The following is an 18550-nucleotide window of genomic DNA, read 5'->3' as shown; positions in this document are numbered from 1 at the left end:
TAATATTACCGGAGAAAAGAAAGCGAAAAGCTTATCCGCGAACGGTGCTCGCAAAGACACAAAAATATCCAGTTAGGTATAAACGAAAAAACACCACTCGTTCTTAAACGAGTGGTGTTAAGCCTAGGCTGCCTTTTTTGTGCTTATAAATCGCGGCTATTTAAATTTAACCGTTTTTGTACTGCGTGTATAACTTCTGCTTTCGGGCTTAGTCCATTCACCCTTTTTAAGATAAGAGGTCGATACAATAAACTTATCGTCTTTTAAATCACTAGTAGATTTAACCTTAGTCACTCCCTCTTTACTGCCTGTTACTTCCTCATAGGCTACAAATTGAGTAGGGCTTAATACCGTTATTGTGCCTTTAGTGTAAAATCCTGCCGTAGTGAAATAATAAAATACGAGTGACTTCCTTTTGCTATCATAAAAAATCATCGACTCACCGCCATACTCACCCTCGTTAATCGAGTGCATGGTACGAATAGCTTTACCGTTTAAAGCGCGTTCCCAACGGCCAACATCTTGTATTTTTTTAGCGCCTTCTGGTACTTTAAAGTCTGCTTGCCACGTTCCTAAGTAAGGTTTAAACACTTCTAGCTCTTTATCAAGGTTACTGGCATTTTCATTAGCAAAGCTACTAAATGTGCATAAACATAATGCGAAGAATAGCGATTTAAAATATGTCATAATTTGGCTCTCGTTGTTAGGCTCTTATAAGCCCAGTATAGGTGATAATTAATTGATAAAGAAAATATTAATCACATTCTCATTGCTTTATTTAGCTGCCATTTGGTTAGCTTACCCGCTGCAATACTTACCTGTTTATATACCAATATATGTACCTGGTTATATAAGTGTATTAAGTGCTATAACTTTTTTAATGTACGCGTGGGATAAGCGACAAGCTAAGCGTTCTTCACATACAAAAGTAAACCGCACGCCAGAGCGTACACTGCAGCTACTTGCATTATTTGGAGGATGGCCGGGGGCATTACTTGCTCAACAATTACTTCGTCATAAATCGCAAAAGCGACGTTTTATTATTGTGTTGTGGTTATGTATTTTAATTAATGTAGGATGCAGTATTGTCGCTATTTATTTTCCGGATTTATTGTTAGGTTAAAGTATAAATAGGAAAAGGACTTTTTATGACCAATACAAGATCGGCTGGCGTGACTTTAACGCTTATTTTATTTTTATTAATACCAATGCAAGGATGTGCAGACATGTTTGGGTTCCTTAATAAACAAGACGTTACGTTGTCGTTGCCAGTAAAAGGCAGACTATTAAATAATGGTGAACCCCAACAGGGCGTTAAAGTAACAAGAGAGCTGATTTACGGTGATACTTATATTGATGAAGCCATAAGTGATAACAATGGTTACTTTTATTTCGATAATAAAACAATACGCAGTTCAAAACCTTCAAGCATGTTTTTTAATAGCTCTTTGCTACAGAGTATTTATATTGAAAACAAAAAAGATGAAGATTCAATCTTGTGGTATACCACAATACAGTTCACCGAAGAGCAAGCACTGCTGTCTGATATATTAAATAACTTTGAATGCGAACTTAGTGAAGAGGCTAGAACGTACGATATACCGATAAAAAATACGGGTCAATTTTATACAGTTTATACGCGTTGTAATACCAATTTGCTTAATTAAGTGGTCTATTTTGAGGGCGGAAAAACGTGTTGATAGCTAGGCGAAAAAATTCGCTATTTAGTTGTTCTAAATGAGAATTTTTTAACGCAGGTAGCGACACGTTTAGCCCCGCAAAATGATTAAGTATTATTGCGGATTGGTATAAGTTATAGAAATTAGTGAGGAGTTTGATAAAGCCACTAATGTTCATCTATTAGTGGCTTTAATATGACGATTAACGTTTTAACTGTGCTTCTTTTTGGTTTAGTAAACGAATTATAGGGTTTTGCTCTAATATTTTACTTTTCAAAATATAACCAATAATTAGTCCAGCTATAAAGCCCCCAATATGCGCACCATAATCAATGCCATCAGGGCCTGTTACTGCACCAAAAATGTTAAATCCTAACCAAATAGCAAAAAACCATACCGCAGAAAGTTTTTTCTGATAAATTACAAACATAAAAGTAAGGCTTGCGTGTCTAAACCATATTAAGTACATGCCAAATAAACCGGCTATGGCGCCACTTGCACCCACGCCTGGTATATTCGACATTGGGCTTACAATGTAGCTTGCAAACGAAGCGAGTAGTCCACAGGCTAAATACCATAACAAAAAGCGTTTATGGCCTAAAACATCTTCTAGGTTATCACCAACTATATATAAAAAGTACATATTGCCGACTAAATGCATTATAGAGCCATGTAAAAATACGCAAGTTAATACAGTCCATAGCTCATTACCTTTGCTTAAATCTGCAGGTGTCATAGCAAAGTTATCAATAACATAGCTAAATGAGCTTGGATTTAAAAAATAAAGTGCAAAAATCAATGTATTTAAAACAATAAGGCCGCGAGTTACCCAAGGGGTTTTTTGTGGTTTAATATTATATTCAACAGGCATTTGCGTTAAAAATTGGAACAGGTAGGTTTTCCAGCTTACTTTTTGATTTAGCTCGCCTAAACTCGCTTTTATTTCAGGGCTTTTTTCTACACTTTCAAGCTCATCTTTATCAATCCATGTGCCATCGCAGTGTCTACAAACATCAATTTCGGTATGAAAAGCTTCAAGTAAATGAAAACGTTCTAAACTTTTTTTACAATCAGGACAGTCAAGCTCAGAAATTCCTAATGGTTCACCAAAGTGAGTTTCAAATTTATCTCCTTCAGGACCGTCATTTATCTCTGAAATCATTCTGTTTACTTCATTTTTTTCGAACCATAAACCGCCACACTCACGGCAAACATCTATTTCTTCACCTTGATAATTGGTTGCTTCTAATGGATGGTCTTTACAATGAGGGCAGTTCTTAGTTGGCATTTTCAAGTTCCTTTAACGAACCAACAGAAATGTCATTCTGCTGTAATTCCATTTTTAATTGTTTAGCGCTATTTTTTAATGCTGGTAGTGTTTGAGTTTTAATTAAGTCTGTTATTTTTGTTAATTCGATAGAGGCTTGCTTAGCAGACATTTTGCGATTTATTGCGGCATTAATGATAAAGTCGGCTCGAGAATAAAACCGACGTATTCTAGTTAAAAACTCACTCGGTGTTTCAAGCGTAGTAGGAGAAAATTGCATGGTTTTCCATATGTACTGCTCAAGTGTTGGTTTAAAAAACTCCATCTCTGATGTTGGAGGGCTCTTCGCTAAGCGTTCTGCATACTCAGCTACCGTGTTTGCATTATCATTAACTTCGTCATAAAGTGATGTACGTAAATAGTAGTTATCTTCCATTTTACTAAATGAATCAAACTTAAGCGCTTGTTCTAAACCGCTTTGAGCCGCCAGAAAAACACCAAATACAGTAGAAATAACCATAAAAAATTGATTTAACCAAAAACCAGTACTTTTTAGTTCTTTATGATCGACCGTTTTAAGGACTTGAGTGAATTTTTGAGTAACTATAGGTGGCTTTGTATTGTTTTCTGGGGTGTGATTAGTTGGTTCCAATAGCTTATTCCTTAAATTTTTGCTTCCTTTTTAGGCACGCAAGAATACTTAAAAATTAACCAGTTAGCAATGCTCCTACCCACATTGAATATACTTTTTACATATATACCTATATTAAAGAAACAATTCGAGTATAGCCTTTCCCTTAAATTTTAAATTGTTTTTTAAATCATCTAGCGATCCAACTAAACAAAAAACTTCATGGCTCTATATTAATGAATAGAGAGTTTTTGTAGTACCTGAGGCTATTTTGTTAGCAAAGTAACGTATTACCAATAAACGGACTAAAAAAACCTTCTTTAATAACTCAATAATGAGGCGTAGTTAGCCTTTATATTTAAGGCGTTGTTGGCCCAACGCCTAAGAGGGGTACTTATTTTTGTTATACAAAAGTGGAGAACTTTTTACACAGGCAAAGACTATGTATTTAAAAGCACAGCGCCGCTTTTATTTTCGCCTAAATGATCATCTTTATTGTAAATTGGGCAACTTTTAAGTGATAAGCAACCACATCCTATACAACCGTCTACTTTGTCGCGCAGGCGTTGCATATGCGCAATTTGCTCATCAAGTTGCGCTTGCCAATGTTTTGAAAGTGCTGACCAGTCTTGTTTTGTTGGTGTGCGGTTGTCGGGTAGGGTAGCTAAGGTGTTTTTAATCTCATCGAGCGTAATTCCCATCGCTTGAGCTGCTTTTATTACAGCTACACGGCGTAATACATCAGGTTTATAGCGTCGCTGATTACCATTATTTCGCCAGCTCTTAATTAAAAACTTAGTTTCGTAAAAGTGAAGAGTAGATACTTTTACACCACTTCTTTTTGCTACATAGCCAACGGTTAGGTTAGCTTCGGTTAATTTTTGTTGTCCTACTGGCATTATTTTAATCCTTTAGTTGACCTCAATATAACTTGAGGTTTTAAGCTTCTACCACATTAAAAAAGGAGCTAACTAAATGCAACAAAAACTTGAGCGTAATACTGTTATTATTTATTCAAGCGCACGAAAAAACGGCAATACCACAGCCCATGTTAATAGCTTTGCCGAGCAAAATGATGTGCGCGTAATTTGTCTGGATGATTATAAAATCGCGCCGTATTGTTATGACAAAAACTATAAAAATGATGACTTTTACGCGCTATTTGAAGTGGTTTTAAAGTACGACCATTGGGTGTTCGCGTCTCCTGTTTATTGGTATAACACTACGGTACAAATGAAGTCTTTTATAGATAGGATCACAGATTACATGGATGACGAAACCTTGAAGCCGAAGTTACGGGCTTTACGTAATAAAGATTTTTCGTTGTTATCAAACGCATCATCGCTTGAAGCGCCTGATATTTTTGTAGAAATGTTTAAACGAACATTTAGCTATTTAGGTATGCAGTTTATTAACCATCATCATAAAAACACTCAATCGGCAGCATGATAAGCTGCCCTTTTTTCTTTGCTTCTGTTAGTTTTATAAATAGGTTAACTTATTTAAAACACAGGATTGTTTATGAAATACCTATTATTGCTTTTACTTATAAGCCCATTTTCGCAAGCGGGTGAAAACCTTATTAAAGACTTTGGTTACTTTTATAGTGTCCCGGAGCATGTTCAGATAAATGACTCTACGGTATTTAAAATAGCCTTTGATGTTGGTGATGGCGCTAAAAAAGGTGAGCAGAACAATTCAATGAACTCACTTGCACGTTTTATTAATATGCATGTAGCACACGGTGTAAAGCCAGATAACATTCAATTAGCGTTAGTGGTACATGGCAGTGCTAGCGTTGATGTATTGGCTAATAGTGAATATAAAGAACGTTTTAAAGCAGATAACAAAAATCAAAGTTTAATAAAGCAATTGTTGGCCAATAACACCGTGGTTTATGTATGTGGGCAATCGGCTACGCATTATAAAGTAGCACCAGAACAACTAATTGAAGGTGTGCAAATGTCACTTTCGGCGATGACAGCACATGCCCAGCTGCAACAGCAGGGTTATACACTCAATCCATTTTAATAATTAACATGACAAAAAATATTCTCTGCTTTGGTGATTCTAATACGTGGGCTTTAAACCCTGTAACGGGAAAACGCTTTGATGAAAATACCCGTTGGACATCGTTATTAAATAAAAACTTAGGGTGTGGCTTTAACGTAATAGAGGCAGGGCAGCCTAACCGCACGTTAGTGCATAATCCACCGTTTGATGGCGTGCTTAATGGTGTTAGTTATCTAAAGCCTTATTTGGATAAGCATGAGTTCGCCTTTATTATTATTGCCCTTGGTACAAACGATCTTAAAAAACGTTTTAATTTAACACCTAGTTTAATAGCAGGTGGCTTAAATGATTTAATTAACTCAATACATATTTATTATCAGCAAGGTAGTACTTTAAAATCTCCTAAAATTATTATTGCTAGCCCACCTAAAATAAGAATCACCGAGCAGTATTCGCGTATTTACGAAGGTGCAGATACAAAAGCAACAGAGCTCTCTAGTGCATTTAAAAGCGTTGCGGCTAATAATAAATGTACTTTTATTGATTTTAATACATTTATTAATGTAACAGCCGGTGATGGGCTTCACTTTGAAAGTAATCAGCATTTAACGCTAAGTGCTAAAATCACTCAATTGGTTCAAAATTCATTCAATAATTCTTGAATCTATCTGTTTGAATTTAATGCGACTTATGCAATCATCTAATAAAGTAGTGATATAAATTAACAACTTCGAGATGCTATGAAAAAGTACCAACAAAAATCTATTATAGCCATTTTAACCGGAGGGTTAGTTTTTGTAACTGGCTGTTTTATCTTGCTCAATTTTGCAGCGCAGCAGTTAACAGCACAAACAAAGTATGATGCTGAATATATTCTCGGTCATGTAGAAGGTGCAATTGCAGAGAGGCGTCGAATTCTTACCCCATTAAATAAGCTTGCGTTTAAACAGTGTGATAATACAACTCTTCTTGAGATGCGCCGCGCTTTATTTGACGCAAAATATGTAATTGATATAGGCTTTTTTAAAGATAACCAGCTAGTTTGTACTACTGGTGCAGGCTTATTAAGTAAACCAATTAACGACAAACAGCCTGACTTTATTCGAGATGGTGAGAAGGTCAGGGTTCGTTTTGAGCCAGAGCTTTATCTATTATTATTTAGTGAGCGCCCTATGGAGGTAATTATAGTCAGACAAGGGGATTATAATTTAATTATGCAGAGCACGCCCTTTACCAACATCGGAATTACTGCGCCAGATTGGGAAGTTATTTATAAAACACCAAATGCTTTGCATCATTTAGCAGGTAAAGAGGGGTTGTACCAGCAGGTAAAAAACAGCGTTTTCTTTCCTTACGAAACTAACTCAGTTTGCAGTTCTACAAGTAGTCAATATTGTGTAGTAGTGCACTTGCCTTGGAGTCTGTTTTTTTCTAATAATCACTTATTATTAATAATTTCGTTAATTTTAACCTGTTTAGCGGGCATATCGAGTGCGTTAATAGTTGATGCGAGGATTGCTGCACGCCGCTCTACCAATCAACGTATTCGTAAAGGGCTCAAAAAGGGATCATTTTATTGGACTTACCAGCCCATTATTTGTTTGCAAAGTGGCAAGCTGATTGGTTGCGAGGTACTTGCACGTTTTGAAGATAAGTACGGTGCTTTATTTCCAGATGAGTTTATTCCGGTTATTAGAAAAAATAATTTAACTTGGACTTTTACTGAGGCAATGATTGCTACCACAATAAAAGAGTTAACCTCTATAGAGTTATTGCCAGAAGGCTTTAAAGTGTCGCTTAATATATTTCCGTGTGATGTAGAGCTGGGTAATGTGTCGTTACTGTCGCAAATTACAGAGCTTACCAACTCACGCTTTATTATTTGTTTAGAGATAACTGAAGACGAGTACCTTGATACAAGCATTGCGCATGCTCATTTTAGAACCTTAGTTGAATCGGGATTTAACTTATCATTAGATGACTTTGGTACGGGTTATTCGAATTTAAGAAACTTACAAAACTTGAGCTTTCATCAACTTAAAATTGATCGTACGTTTGTTCAAGATATAGCAACTGAGGGCTTAAAAGCCTCTATGATCCCAAATATTATGGAACTTGTGCATAAGTTTAATTATACCTGTGTGGCAGAAGGGATTGAAACCACTGAGCAAGAAGCTATTTTAAAAACAGCGGGTGTGCATTATGGACAAGGCTGGAAGTACGGTAAGCCCATGACGGCGTCTAAATTTAAAAATTATATAACTAATCAGCATTTTTAGATCTCAGCTGCCATACTAAACGTATCGGTATGAAATTTATAAATATTAGGTTTATTATGATCAAATTAACATTAAGTGCTTTTGCATTTTTATTACTTAGTGCGTGTACAACACAGTATCCAAACCAGCAGTTAACAGGTAAGCAGTTCCCAAGCATTAGCGGCGAAAGTTTAGAGCAAAGCATGGTGACTATACCCAGCGATTTTAAAGCAGATAAAACACTACTGCTTATTGGCTACAAGCAAGATAGCCAATTTGACATAGACCGTTGGTTAATTGGTTTAGATATGGCGGGAGTAACGCTCCCTACATACGAACTACCAACCATTGCCGGCATGGCGCCACGCATGTTTAGCACATTTATAGATAGCGGTATGCGCAAAGGTATCCCTAAAGAATTATGGGGTGGGGTAATCACTATTTATAAAGATGGTGAAGCGGTACAAAAGTTTACAGGTAACCAAAGCCCTAATAACTCACGTGTGGTACTTATAAATAACAGCGGCGAAATTTTATATTTTTATGATCGAGGTTTTTCGGTTGATGCGCTAAATAAACTAAAAGCGAGTATAGAATAATTGATCCTAAAAGTTAGTTTAGGCTAATGCATATTTAAGGCTTTATAAGTTATTAAGCCACTAATCCGATCTGTTATTTATCTTATAAAAGTAGTTGTAAAAACAAAGTGAATTAAGGTTTTTCATTGATTTAATTGGGTTTTATCTATTTCAGGATGAGAAGCGATAGCTTTATTTTAATACCAAAATCCCATTGTAAGTTGTATTTGATTTAGGTAATGTAGTGTAAATGTTTCAAGGACGAAATTTATGCCCCATAAAAATTCAGTATTTGTAAAAACAACGTTTCAATCATCTTTTCATTCACACAACTACACCGCTATTTTAAGAACATTACAAGCTTTGTTTGGTGATATTAAAATGGACGAAGTTATTCCTAAAGCTGAGCAGCGCACAAATTATGATTTGTTTTTAATAGATGGTGCTAAAAGCAAATGGCAAGACCTTATTCCGACTGACCTTATTTGTTTAGCTAAACACTATAGCGTTGTCATTTTTAATGTTGATAAAGAAGATGTGTGCGAGCAAAACTTATTGCTTAACCATTTTAATGGTGTTTTTTATAAATCTGATCCGCCAGAAGATATTTTTAAAGGGTTACTTCGCGTTAATACTGGCGAGCTTTGGTTTACGCGTAAAGTGATTTCAAAAGCTTTTAACGATATTTTAGCCGTGGCATCGTCGTTTAATAGCTTACACGACGACATTGAATTAAAGCAGGACGATTACGATCATTTAACTAAACGAGAAAAGTCTGTTATTCATTTAATTGCACAGGGTGCGAGTAACAATACAATCGCTGATAAACTTAACATTAGCGACCACACTGTAAAAACACATTTATACAGTGCGTTTAAAAAAACTAACTCACGCAACAGGGTGGAGCTTGCTAATTGGGCGCAGCGCTATATATCTGTTTTGCTGCCAATGGGGAAATAGTTTTTTGAATAAATTTCACTACTCCTAAAGTGACTTTAAGCCCAGCATTGCTGGGCTTTTTTATGTTTTAAAAAATATAAACTATGCTTTTTTATACGGGTGGGTTTTAAGCCAGTGCTCGGCTATTTGCTCACGTGTGGCAAACCAAACCTGATCATGCGAGCGAGCATATTCTAAAAACCGTGCTAATGCTTTTATTCTTCCTGGTCTGCCAATTAAGCGACAATGCAAACCTATCGACATCATTTTTGGGGCGTTTTCACCTTCTGGAGCGCCTTCCTCGTATAGTGTATCGAATGCATCTTTTAAGTAATTATAAAATTGATCGCCTGCGTTAAAACCTTGAACAGCGGCAAAGCGCATGTCGTTTACATCAAGCGTGTAGGGCACTATTAACTGTGGTTTACCTTCTTTAATACTGTAAAAAGGTAGGTCGTCGCTGTAATCGTCGGCATCATATAAAAAATTACCATTTTCAACTACAAGGGCTGCTGTGTTAGGGCTTGTGCGCCCTGTGTACCAACCTTTGGGCTTTTTACCTGTGAGCTTTTTAATTACATCAATGGCTTGTTGCATATGCTCGCGTTCGGTTTGCTTATCTATATTTTGATAATTAATCCAGCGCAGGCCATGGCTTGCAATTTCGTGGCCCGCTTCAACAAAGGCTTTAGCTACATCGGGGTGGCGCTCAAGGGCCATCGCCACTGCAAAAATGGTGACCGGTATATCGTATTTTTTAAATAAACGCAGTAGTCTCCACACGCCAGCGCGTGAGCCATATTCGTAAATAGACTCCATGCTGATATGGCGGTCTTCTACATGCGGGGCACTGACTATTTCTGATAAAAACGTTTCAGCGGCTGCATCGCCATGCAGCACGCAGTTTTCGCCGCCTTCTTCGTAATTTAATACTACTTGGACGGCAATACGTGCTTTATTGGGCCAATTTGCATGGGGTACATCTGTGCCATAACCAATTAAATCGCGCGGGTAGTTTTTAAATTGCTCACTCATTTTATTGCTCCTTTTTAAGTGCTGTGAGCCAAGACCCGAGCGTTTCGCGCTCTGTGTCAGTCATTTTGGTCATATTGGCCAGTGGCATATCTTTGGTTATAACCGCGCGGGTATGAATAAGCGTGCTGGCTTTTTTTACATCACTAATAGAGTTGAGCTTAAAGCCTAGCGGCGCTGTTTGAAAAAGCGCAGAGGTGGGTGTTTCGCTGTGACACCCAGTACAGTGCTTATTAATTATATCCCACGCTTGTGCGTCGGTAATACTTGCTTGTAAAGGCGCGCTTTCGCCTGCATTTGTTGGTGTACTGGGCCAAGGGGCTATGGCGAGCATAAGAGCAAAAAAGGCTGCAATACCGCTTACAAGTACTGAGGGCTTATTAACGCTTTGATGCTTTAAGTTAAAGTAATGGCGTATCCACATACCAATACCAAACAACGCAATTAAAATAAGCCAGCCAAAGTTGTGGCTATACGTGTAAGGAAAGTGGTTGCTCAGCATTATAAATACCACAGGTAACGTGGCGTAGTTATTATGTATAGAACACAGCTTTGCCTTTAAACCTGGCGCTGAATCAGGGATTCTACCCGCTTCTACTTCACTCACCATATAGCGCTGGCCTGGCATAATAATGTGATACACATTACCCACCATACACGTGCCAATAAGTGCACCTACATGAATATAAACAGCGCGGTCGCTAAATAATTGATCAACCCCAAAAGTCCACAGAGCTAATAAACCAATAACTACAGCAATAAACACTTTGCCGTTTTCGACCAGTGAGGTTTTACACAATAAACGATAAACACCATAACCTAAGCCAATAAAACCAAGGGATGCGCCAATGGCTGCAAATTTACTTAGCTCACTTTTGCTGTTATCAATTAAATACACATCGGCGCCAACATAATAAAGTAAGCTAAATAGTAATATACCGGTGATCCACGTTGTGTAGGCTTCCCACTTAAACCAGTGCAAAGTATGCGGCATTTCTTCAGGGCCATTTTGATACTTAGCCACTTCGTAAAAGCCACCACCATGCACGGCCCATAAATCTCCTTTTATGCCTTTATCTATTTTCAACTGCGGTGGTGTTTGTAGGTTGTTATCAAGCCATGCAAAATAAAATGAAGCGCCAATCCATGCTATACCAGCAATAACATGAAAATAACGCAGTACTAAATGAGCAAGCTCAAATAAATAGTTTTCCATAACGGTTAAGCCTCTTCTAATACCGGTGAGCGGGTGTCTGAAAATTGATTGTTATCATCGCGCTTATACACACTTTTACCCATAATGTAGGTCTGCTCAACGCAGCGGTCGTCGCCTAACATCATCATTGCAAACAGTTTTTCATGTAGGGTTTTGGCATGCTGTATCCTAAATTTTAAAAATGGGGTTGCTGAACAATCCATTACAATAAAATCGGCTTCACAACCGGCATCAAAATTACCAATTGTCCCTTCTAAATCAAGTGCTCTAGCACCGCCGAGTGTTGCTAAATACAACCCTTTAAATGCTGAAAACTTTTGACCTTGTAATTGCTGAATTTTATAAGCTTCGTTACCTGTTTGTAGCATAGAAAAGCTTGTTCCTGCGCCTACATCGGTACCCATGCCTACGTTTATGCCGTGCTCTTCACAGGCTTTTAAATTTAAAAGTCCTGATCCTAAAAATAGGTTTGAGGTAGGGCAGTGCGATATTGCCGCATTGTTATCTGCAAGGCAGCAAAGCTCGCGCTCAGATAAATGAATACTATGGGCAAATACTGAGCGTTTACGTACCATTTTTGCTTGCTCGTACACGCCAAGGTAATCTTCAGCTTCTGGAAATAGCCCTTTTACCCATTCGCACTCGTCTTTGTTTTCAGATAAGTGTGTATGCAGGTAGGTGTCTGGGTATTCTTCAAGCAACTGAGTACATTTTTGAAGTTGCTCAGGGGTTGATGTGGGGGCAAAACGTGGTGTAACTGCGTAGCTTAACCTATCAACATTGTGCCATTTTTTGATGAGGGCTTTAGATTCGTCATAGCTTGTTTGCGCGCAATCAGATAAGTCGTCAGGACAGTTACGGTCCATCATTACTTTACCGGCAATCATGCGTAAATTGCGTTTTTGTGATTCTTTAAAAAACGCATCAACCGATTGCGGATGCACAGTGCCAAATACAAGGGCAGTGGTTGTGCCATTACGCAGCAGCTCGTCTAAAAAGCGGTTAGATATCTCTTTTGAATAATGCTTACACGTGAACTTTTTCTCTGTCGGAAACGCATATTCGGTGAGCCAACTTAGCAGTTGCTCGCCGTACGCACCCACCATTTCGGTTTGTGGTAAGTGTATGTGGGTGTCTATCATGCCTGGCATAACGAGCTTACCACCGTGGCGGATAACACACGCTGATTTATCAATTGTTGGCAGTATGTCGTGCTCGTAGCCAAGCTTAACTACTTTGCCGTGCTTGATAACTAATGCGCCTTTTTCAAAAAAACGATGGGCGTTTTCGCCAGCAATGGCAGGGTCGTCAACAAAGTCGAGTATATCGGCACAAACTACTGTTAAGTTATTATTGTTTTGTGTGCTCATTATTAGCTACCTCTGTATGTAGAGTAGCCAAACGGGCTAAGCAACAATGGGATATGATGATGTTTAGTATCTTGTAATCTAAACGTTATTTGCGCCTCTGGGTAAAACGCAGGGGTAGGTTGGTTTTGGTAATAACTATCTAAATCAAAGACCAGCTTATAGGTTGCAAATTCTACTTCTGTATTTAGCCAGTCGGTAATTCGCCCATCGGAATCGGTTGTGCCTTGGGTTAGTTGTACCCATTCGTTATTTGTAAGTTTAAATAGCTTAACAGCAATGTTTGCTGCTGGTTTTCCGGTGCTGGTATCAAGTATATGGGTGGTTATAGGGCTTTTGCTCATACTTTTATTCATAGCAGTGACTCCAATCTTATTTTTGTTATTTTGGCTTGTTCGCCCGCGGCTATATTTAGCTCTGTACTGCGGGTGTTGTGTATGCGCTGCTCTATGAGTTCGAGCATTTGTTCGGCTGTTTTACCGGTGGCGCACACAATAAAAATAAAGCCAAACTTGTTCAGGTACTCTTTATTAAGGGCAATCATTTTGATAAGTACGGTTTCGTTTGCTTTACTCATACCCGATTGCTCATGCCCCGCTTTTTGTGCGGTGGCAGCGTATTTTTTGCTAAGGGTTGATAAGTCGCCTATTTGCGGGTGGCCTTCAAAGGCCGCTAAATAGTCGCTCTCGCCAAGGCTATCCCATATGCTTTGTGCGCATTCAAACAGCTGTTGAGCACTTTTAAATGGCATTGCTTTTATCATGCCCGCTACCCAGTTAGGGGCCGCGCAGCAATGCTCAAGTGCTTGTTTTGCTTGTGCATCATTTAGCGTATTTATTTGTAAGCTGCTCATGCGTTTACTTCCTCCTGCGTGGTGCTAATTAAGGCATTTTTTAGTGTGCGCCATTGCAAGCCTTGGCGTTTTGGCGCTTGGGTTTGCATAGCCTGATAAAGGCCAATTAGCTGTCCACTAATCGAAATAGCCACTTCCATTGGTAATTTGCCCGTAATGTTTTTAAGCCCAACAGGGCAGGTCATTTGTTGTATTTGATCGGCTGTAAAATCGCGATGTGCTAGGCGTTGTTTAAAACGTTTTGCTTTAGTGTCAGAGCCAATAACGCCCAGCCAATTGGCATCAGCGCGTTTAATAATGGCTTGGGTGAGTGCAAAGTCGAGCTGGTGGTTATGGGTCAATATTAAGTAGTTGTTAGCTTTAGGCGCACGTTTTACTTGCTCTGTTGGCTCTTCATCAACCACTTTTACTACGTTATTTGGAATAGCCTGTGGGAATACATCTGCGCGGCTATCTATCCAGCGTATGCGCATAGGTAGTTGTGCCAATATACCAATAAGCGCTTGTGCTACATGGCCTGCGCCGTAAATGTCGAGGGTAAAGCGCTCGCATTGCATGCATTCAAGCATAACGGTGGCAGCTCCGCCGCAGCACTGGCCTAAATTTGCACCTAGGTTAAATTGCTCAATTACTTGGGCGGCTTCGCCTTTGGCAAGTAGTTCGCGGGCTTTTTCTATTACTACGTATTCAAGGTGGCCACCGCCAAGGGTATCGTAAATATGCTCGCCGCTTATTACCATTTTTGAGCCTGTGCCGCGAGGGGTTGAGCCATTTGTGCCAAGTACCGTGGCAATTACATAATTAGTGCCGCTTTGTTCGTGCTCGTTTATAGCCTGCGCCCAGTTTTGAGTATGAAAACCCTGAAACGACTCATTTAAATTAGTCATGTTGATGCTCCTTAAACCAACTAGCGGTTTGCTCAATTGCACTCAATACTCGCTCTGGGGTTGCGGGTGTATCTAGTGGGGCGGTGTATTTGTAATCAGCCACACTACTTATGGCATTACGAATAGCGCTCCATACACTAAAGGCCAGCATAAATGGCGGCTCGCCTACGGCTTTTGATCTAAACACGGTGGTTTCTGGATTTGCTGAGTTATAAAGATTGACGTTAAATTCGGCAGGTGTATCGCCAATGGCTGGTATTTTGTAGTTGGCTGGGCCAAAGCTTGCAAGCTGGCCTTTATCATTCCATTGTAAGTCTTCGGTTGTTAGCCAGCCCATACCTTGCACAAAGGCGCCTTCAATTTGCCCTATATCAAGTGCTGGATTAATTGAACTGCCTACATCGTGCAGTATATCAACGCGGGTTACCGTGTTTTCGCCCGTAAGCGTATCTACTTCTACTTCGCTGAGTGCTACGCCGTGAGCGTAGTAAAAAAACGGACGGCCTTCGCCTTTAGCTCTGTCGTAATGAATTTTTGGTGTGGCGTAATAACCCGTTGATGAAAGCGATATACGGTTCATGTAAGCAAGGTTTGCAAGTTCGCTAAAGCTAATTTCCCCTTTACTAAAAGTAATGAGGTTATCTTTAAATGTAATACTTTGGCTGTCTACTTCAAAGTGCTCGGTAATAAAGTTTATTAAGCGCTCTTTTATTGTGTTTACTGCATTTAGCGCCGCCATACCGTTTAAGTCGGTACCGCTTGAGGCCGCTGTTGGCGAGGTGTTTGGTACTTTGTCGGTACGCGTAGCGCTAATACTTACCGCGTTAAAATCGACCCCAAAACCATGGGCTACAATTTGCGCAATTTTGGTGTTTAGCCCTTGGCCCATTTCGGTGCCGCCGTGGTTTAAATGTATAGAGCCATCGCTGTATACATGCACTAATGCACCAGCTTGGTTTAAGTGTTGTACCGTAAACGAAATACCGTATTTAACCGGCGTCATCGCAAGGCCTTTTTTGATAATAGGTGACGATACGTTAAATGCTTTAATAGCCTCTTTACGTGCCCAGTAGTCACCCGACTCCTCAAGCTGGTTTATCATATCTTTTAAAATATGTTGCTCTACGGTTTGATGGTACGGCGTGGTGTCGCGGCCTTTCTTGTATAAATTAAGTTTTCGGATCTCAAGCGGATCTTTACCTAATTTGGCTGCTATATCGTCCATTATTAGCTCGCCCATAATCATTCCTTGCGGGCCACCAAATCCTCTAAATGCGGTATGGCTTACGGTATTTACTTTACAGCGATTACCTTTAATTGTGGCGGCTGGGTAGTAGTAGGCGTTATCGGCATGAAACATGGCGCGATCTACAATTGCATCAGATAAATCAGGCGAGTAGCCACAAAACCCATTTACGGTAATGTCGGCACCTTCTATTAAGCCATTTTCGTCAAAACCAACATGGTATTGGTTATAAAAAGGGTGGCGTTTACCGGTTAATTTAAAATCGTCGCTGCGGGCTAGGCGCATTTTTACTGCGCAGCCAAGGTAATAAACCGCAAGGGCTGCAAGGCATGCCCATGGTGCGCCTTGGGTTTCTTTGCCGCCAAAAGCACCGCCCATACGGCGGGTTTCTACGTTTACAAAGCTAAATGGCTTTTTTAAAATTTTAGCAACTAAGTGCTGCACCTCAGTAGGGTGTTGCGTAGAGCATTGAACATGAATGCCCCCGTCGTTATCAGGTTGCGCCAGCGCTATTTGGCCTTCTAAATAAAAGTGTTCTTGCCCGCCTATGTTTATTTCGCCTTTAAGCTGGTGGGCTGCGTTATTAATGGCGTTTTCGCTGTTACCACGGTTAAGTGAATGAGGCGGCCTTACCCAATGCTCTTTGCTAATTGCTTCTTTAATATCGAGTATTGGTGTGGTTTGCTCGCACTCTATAACCACTAAACGTGCCGCGCGGCGCGCTATTTCATAGGTGTCGGCCACTACTACCAGCACAGGTTGCCCGTGGTATTGAATTTCATGGCTGGTCAGCAGTACATCACCAGGAAATACTGGGCCAATATCTAATTTACCCGGTACATCTTCGGCAGATAAAATACGTTTAACACCTTTAACAGCCAGTGCGAGACTTGTATCAATTGATTTAATAAAACCGCTTGTAACAGGGGCGAGCACTGGGTAGGCATGCAGGCAACCGTAAGGCTCAGGGTTATCGTCGGCAAAATTTGCACTGCCACAAACTTGTTTAATAGCGCTTTCGTGATATTTAGATTCTCCAACGCTACCACCTTGCGCTTTTAGTTTATCCATTTCAAAGTGACGCATGTGAGATCCTCGTAATGGCAATGTTGTTATTGTTGCGTGCTTGCGGCTTACAAAACTCAATACCAATGCGTTGTAATAAGTTTTTGCTTACCGTAGTGCGGTAATGCGCACTGCTTCTTACATCGCTCATGGGCGTAAAGTCATCGTTAATAGCCGTTGCTGCGTCTATAAAACTACTTACTTGTAATGATTGAGATATCAGCTTTTGCTCAATATGATGTGCGCGTTTAGGAATAGCAGCCATACCGCCCATAGCGCAGCAGGCTTGAGTAATAATGTTTTGTGAATGCTCTATAGCAAGTACCAAACACACGGTAGATATATCGTCTTCAAAGCGTTTTGATATTTTATGACACGCAAGTTTTAGCGACTCTGGGCGCTTTGGGATGGTGAACTTACTTATTACTTCATCGCTTTTAAGAACTGTTTTTTTGTAATCAATAAAGTAGTCGTCAACTTTAATAGTGCGTGTACCAGCGCTGCTTAATAAATCCATTGATGCATTAAGAGCGATTAAGAGGGGAGCGGGATCGCCAATAGGAGAGGCATTCCCTATGCTGCCACCTAGTGTGCCGCTGTTACGTACTTGGCTTGATCCTAAGCGTTCAAATAGCTCTTTTGACTCTGGGTAATGGTTATAAAATGCCTCAACAAATTGGCTATAGGGTAGCGCTGCACCTATGTGTAACTCACCGTTATTATCTGCCAAGGTGCAAAGCTCCTTTACTTGGCTAAGGGAGATAATTACATCCGGTAAGAGCATGTTTTGGCTAAGCTCAATGGCAAAGTCGGTGCCACCAGCAACTAAATGTGCATAAGGATAAAGCGCTTTTAGCTCAACAAGTTGTTGGGCAGTTTGTGGTAAATAGAATTTGCGAGGGCCATTTTTTAAAAATGGAACATCGTCATCATATTGCGTATTAAGTGACGCTTTAAATTTTGCGGCCATTGTTGAGTAAGGTTCAGCTTTACGTTCATAGCTATAGGCTTTTTCGGCTGCAAGTAATATTGGGCTATAGCCTGTACAACGGCATAAGTTACCGCCAAGTGCATGAATAACCGCTTTTTTACCGGGGTACGTAGGCTCATTAATATAAAGAGCCAACAAACTCATTATTATACCAGGCGTACAAAAACCACATTGCGAACCATGGCACTCTACCAGCGCGCGCTGCACAGGGTGTAAATCGGTTAAATTTGGGTATAAACCAGTAGTCACAGCTTCTACTGTTACTATATGTTTTGCATGCGCATTACCTAATAACAGTAAGCAACTGTTCATAGTTTTGTATTGCCAGCTAGCTTGCCCGTTTGCATTTATACGCTCTTCACCCACTAAAATAGTGCACGCGCCACAGTCGCCAGTTGCACAGCCTTCTTTGGTGCCCATTTTCCCTTTTTTGGTGCGAAGCCAGTCCAAAATGGTGAGACTTGGCGAACATTCTTGTATTTCAATTGGCGTGTTATTTAATAAAAATTGAATCACACAGACCCCCTT

At 39.8% G+C, this 18550-nt stretch carries 20 protein-coding genes; 8 read left to right on the top strand and 12 right to left on the bottom strand.

Translation table 11 applies throughout. The features are described 5' to 3' along the window. Positions 1–156: 156 nt before the first annotated feature. Positions 157–687, bottom strand: a complete 531-nt coding sequence (locus I6E70_RS08030; protein ID WP_007586208.1) for a hypothetical protein — start codon at positions 685–687, stop codon at positions 157–159. Positions 688–739: 52 nt separating this feature from the next. Here I6E70_RS08030 and I6E70_RS08025 point away from each other — a divergent pair, with 52 nt between their 5' ends. Next, positions 740–1123 (top strand): DUF1294 domain-containing protein, encoded by a 384-nt coding sequence (locus I6E70_RS08025; RefSeq protein WP_165735547.1) that lies wholly within the window; start codon positions 740–742, stop codon positions 1121–1123. A gap of 25 nt (positions 1124–1148) precedes the next feature. Continuing rightward, positions 1149–1667: a transthyretin-like family protein gene (locus tag I6E70_RS08020; RefSeq protein ID WP_231620078.1), complete on the top strand. Its 519-nt coding sequence runs from the start codon at positions 1149–1151 to the stop codon at positions 1665–1667. Positions 1668–1881: 214 nt separating this feature from the next. Here I6E70_RS08020 and I6E70_RS08015 read toward each other — a convergent pair whose 3' ends face one another. The 3 genes from I6E70_RS08015 to soxR all read right to left on the bottom strand — a co-directional run bounded on the left by I6E70_RS08015 (position 1882) and on the right by soxR (position 4476). Next, positions 1882–2967 carry a rhomboid family intramembrane serine protease gene (locus I6E70_RS08015; protein ID WP_197188467.1) on the bottom strand — a complete coding sequence of 362 codons (1086 nt, stop codon included), beginning with the start codon at positions 2965–2967 and terminating at the stop codon, positions 1882–1884. Next, the gene (locus tag I6E70_RS08010; protein WP_010553555.1) at positions 2957–3598 is read right to left on the bottom strand and encodes a hypothetical protein; all 642 of its coding nucleotides are present in this window, start codon (positions 3596–3598) and stop codon (positions 2957–2959) included. The genes I6E70_RS08015 and I6E70_RS08010 overlap by 11 nt, the downstream gene beginning before the upstream one ends. A 419-nt stretch (positions 3599–4017) precedes the next feature. Continuing rightward, on the bottom strand, positions 4018–4476 hold the full coding sequence (gene soxR / locus I6E70_RS08005; protein WP_197188466.1) for a redox-sensitive transcriptional activator SoxR: 459 nt from the start codon (positions 4474–4476) through the stop codon (positions 4018–4020). 76 nt (positions 4477–4552) lie between these two features. Between soxR and I6E70_RS08000 the strand changes: the two genes are divergently transcribed. The 6 genes from I6E70_RS08000 (at position 4553) to I6E70_RS07975 (ending at position 9386) form a co-directional block, all read left to right on the top strand. After that, the gene (locus I6E70_RS08000; RefSeq protein ID WP_165729400.1) at positions 4553–5026 is read left to right on the top strand and encodes a flavodoxin family protein; all 474 of its coding nucleotides are present in this window, start codon (positions 4553–4555) and stop codon (positions 5024–5026) included. A 72-nt stretch (positions 5027–5098) separates the two neighbouring features. Further along, the gene (locus I6E70_RS07995) at positions 5099–5608 is read left to right on the top strand and encodes a DsrE family protein (protein ID WP_010553560.1); all 510 of its coding nucleotides are present in this window, start codon (positions 5099–5101) and stop codon (positions 5606–5608) included. A gap of 8 nt (positions 5609–5616) precedes the next feature. Then, positions 5617–6252, top strand: a complete 636-nt coding sequence (locus I6E70_RS07990) for an SGNH/GDSL hydrolase family protein (RefSeq protein ID WP_197188465.1) — start codon at positions 5617–5619, stop codon at positions 6250–6252. Between the two features lie 78 nt (positions 6253–6330). Next, entirely contained in the window at positions 6331–7869 is a 1539-nt protein-coding gene (locus I6E70_RS07985) for an EAL domain-containing protein (RefSeq protein WP_197188464.1), read from the top strand. Positions 7870–7925: 56 nt separating this feature from the next. After that, positions 7926–8447: a hypothetical protein gene (locus I6E70_RS07980; protein WP_169044721.1), complete on the top strand. Its 522-nt coding sequence runs from the start codon at positions 7926–7928 to the stop codon at positions 8445–8447. A 249-nt stretch (positions 8448–8696) separates the two neighbouring features. Then, entirely contained in the window at positions 8697–9386 is a 690-nt protein-coding gene (locus I6E70_RS07975) for a response regulator transcription factor (protein WP_165735552.1), read from the top strand. Between the two features lie 81 nt (positions 9387–9467). On the opposite strand, the gene puuE is transcribed toward I6E70_RS07975, so the two are convergent. Genes puuE through xdhA form a run of 8 tightly spaced genes read right to left on the bottom strand, consistent with a single transcriptional unit; the run spans position 9468 to position 18538 of the window. After that, positions 9468–10400 carry an allantoinase PuuE gene (puuE, locus tag I6E70_RS07970; protein WP_197188463.1) on the bottom strand — a complete coding sequence of 311 codons (933 nt, stop codon included), beginning with the start codon at positions 10398–10400 and terminating at the stop codon, positions 9468–9470. A 1-nt stretch (position 10401) separates the two neighbouring features. Beyond that, positions 10402–11613: a urate hydroxylase PuuD gene (locus I6E70_RS07965; protein ID WP_197188462.1), complete on the bottom strand. Its 1212-nt coding sequence runs from the start codon at positions 11611–11613 to the stop codon at positions 10402–10404. A 5-nt stretch (positions 11614–11618) separates the two neighbouring features. Then, complete coding sequence (gene guaD, locus I6E70_RS07960) at positions 11619–12983, bottom strand: guanine deaminase (protein WP_197188461.1); 1365 nt, start codon at positions 12981–12983, stop codon at positions 11619–11621. 2 nt (positions 12984–12985) lie between these two features. Further along, a complete protein-coding gene (gene uraH, locus I6E70_RS07955; protein ID WP_231620077.1) occupies positions 12986–13336 on the bottom strand; it encodes a hydroxyisourate hydrolase in 351 nt (116 codons plus the stop codon). Continuing rightward, positions 13333–13833, bottom strand: coding sequence for a 2-oxo-4-hydroxy-4-carboxy-5-ureidoimidazoline decarboxylase (gene uraD, locus I6E70_RS07950; RefSeq protein WP_197188460.1), 501 nt, complete (start codon positions 13831–13833; stop codon positions 13333–13335). Before uraD ends, uraH begins: the two co-directional genes overlap by 4 nt. Beyond that, entirely contained in the window at positions 13830–14720 is an 891-nt protein-coding gene (xdhC, locus tag I6E70_RS07945) for a xanthine dehydrogenase accessory protein XdhC (protein ID WP_197120532.1), read from the bottom strand. Before xdhC ends, uraD begins: the two co-directional genes overlap by 4 nt. Further along, complete coding sequence (gene xdhB, locus I6E70_RS07940; RefSeq protein WP_197188459.1) at positions 14713–17052, bottom strand: xanthine dehydrogenase molybdopterin binding subunit; 2340 nt, start codon at positions 17050–17052, stop codon at positions 14713–14715. Before xdhB ends, xdhC begins: the two co-directional genes overlap by 8 nt. Further along, positions 17039–18538, bottom strand: a complete 1500-nt coding sequence (gene xdhA, locus I6E70_RS07935) for a xanthine dehydrogenase small subunit (protein WP_197188458.1) — start codon at positions 18536–18538, stop codon at positions 17039–17041. Before xdhA ends, xdhB begins: the two co-directional genes overlap by 14 nt. Between the last annotated feature and the right edge of the window lie 12 nt (positions 18539–18550).

Source organism: Pseudoalteromonas sp. NGC95, from assembly GCF_015864705.1.
GTDB classification, from domain to species: Bacteria; Pseudomonadota; Gammaproteobacteria; order Enterobacterales; family Alteromonadaceae; genus Pseudoalteromonas; species Pseudoalteromonas arctica.
The sequence above is the reverse complement of the archived record's forward strand: the minus strand, read 5'-3'. Positions and strand labels throughout refer to the sequence as shown.

Coding starts and splice junctions, on each gene's coding strand:
- I6E70_RS08030 (WP_007586208.1), bottom strand. CDS start 687: ATGACATATTTTAAATCGCTATTCTTCGCATTATGTTTATGCACATTT.
- I6E70_RS08020 (WP_231620078.1), top strand. CDS start 1,149: ATGACCAATACAAGATCGGCTGGCGTGACTTTAACGCTTATTTTATTT.
- I6E70_RS08015 (WP_197188467.1), bottom strand. CDS start 2,967: ATGCCAACTAAGAACTGCCCTCATTGTAAAGACCATCCATTAGAAGCA.
- soxR (WP_197188466.1), bottom strand. CDS start 4,476: ATGCCAGTAGGACAACAAAAATTAACCGAAGCTAACCTAACCGTTGGC.
- I6E70_RS08000 (WP_165729400.1), top strand. CDS start 4,553: ATGCAACAAAAACTTGAGCGTAATACTGTTATTATTTATTCAAGCGCA.
- I6E70_RS07995 (WP_010553560.1), top strand. CDS start 5,099: ATGAAATACCTATTATTGCTTTTACTTATAAGCCCATTTTCGCAAGCG.
- I6E70_RS07990 (WP_197188465.1), top strand. CDS start 5,617: ATGACAAAAAATATTCTCTGCTTTGGTGATTCTAATACGTGGGCTTTA.
- I6E70_RS07985 (WP_197188464.1), top strand. CDS start 6,331: ATGAAAAAGTACCAACAAAAATCTATTATAGCCATTTTAACCGGAGGG.
- I6E70_RS07980 (WP_169044721.1), top strand. CDS start 7,926: ATGATCAAATTAACATTAAGTGCTTTTGCATTTTTATTACTTAGTGCG.
- I6E70_RS07975 (WP_165735552.1), top strand. CDS start 8,697: ATGCCCCATAAAAATTCAGTATTTGTAAAAACAACGTTTCAATCATCT.
- puuE (WP_197188463.1), bottom strand. CDS start 10,400: ATGAGTGAGCAATTTAAAAACTACCCGCGCGATTTAATTGGTTATGGC.
- I6E70_RS07965 (WP_197188462.1), bottom strand. CDS start 11,613: ATGGAAAACTATTTATTTGAGCTTGCTCATTTAGTACTGCGTTATTTT.
- guaD (WP_197188461.1), bottom strand. CDS start 12,983: ATGAGCACACAAAACAATAATAACTTAACAGTAGTTTGTGCCGATATA.
- uraH (WP_231620077.1), bottom strand. CDS start 13,336: ATGAATAAAAGTATGAGCAAAAGCCCTATAACCACCCATATACTTGAT.
- uraD (WP_197188460.1), bottom strand. CDS start 13,833: ATGAGCAGCTTACAAATAAATACGCTAAATGATGCACAAGCAAAACAA.
- xdhC (WP_197120532.1), bottom strand. CDS start 14,720: ATGACTAATTTAAATGAGTCGTTTCAGGGTTTTCATACTCAAAACTGG.
- xdhB (WP_197188459.1), bottom strand. CDS start 17,052: ATGCGTCACTTTGAAATGGATAAACTAAAAGCGCAAGGTGGTAGCGTT.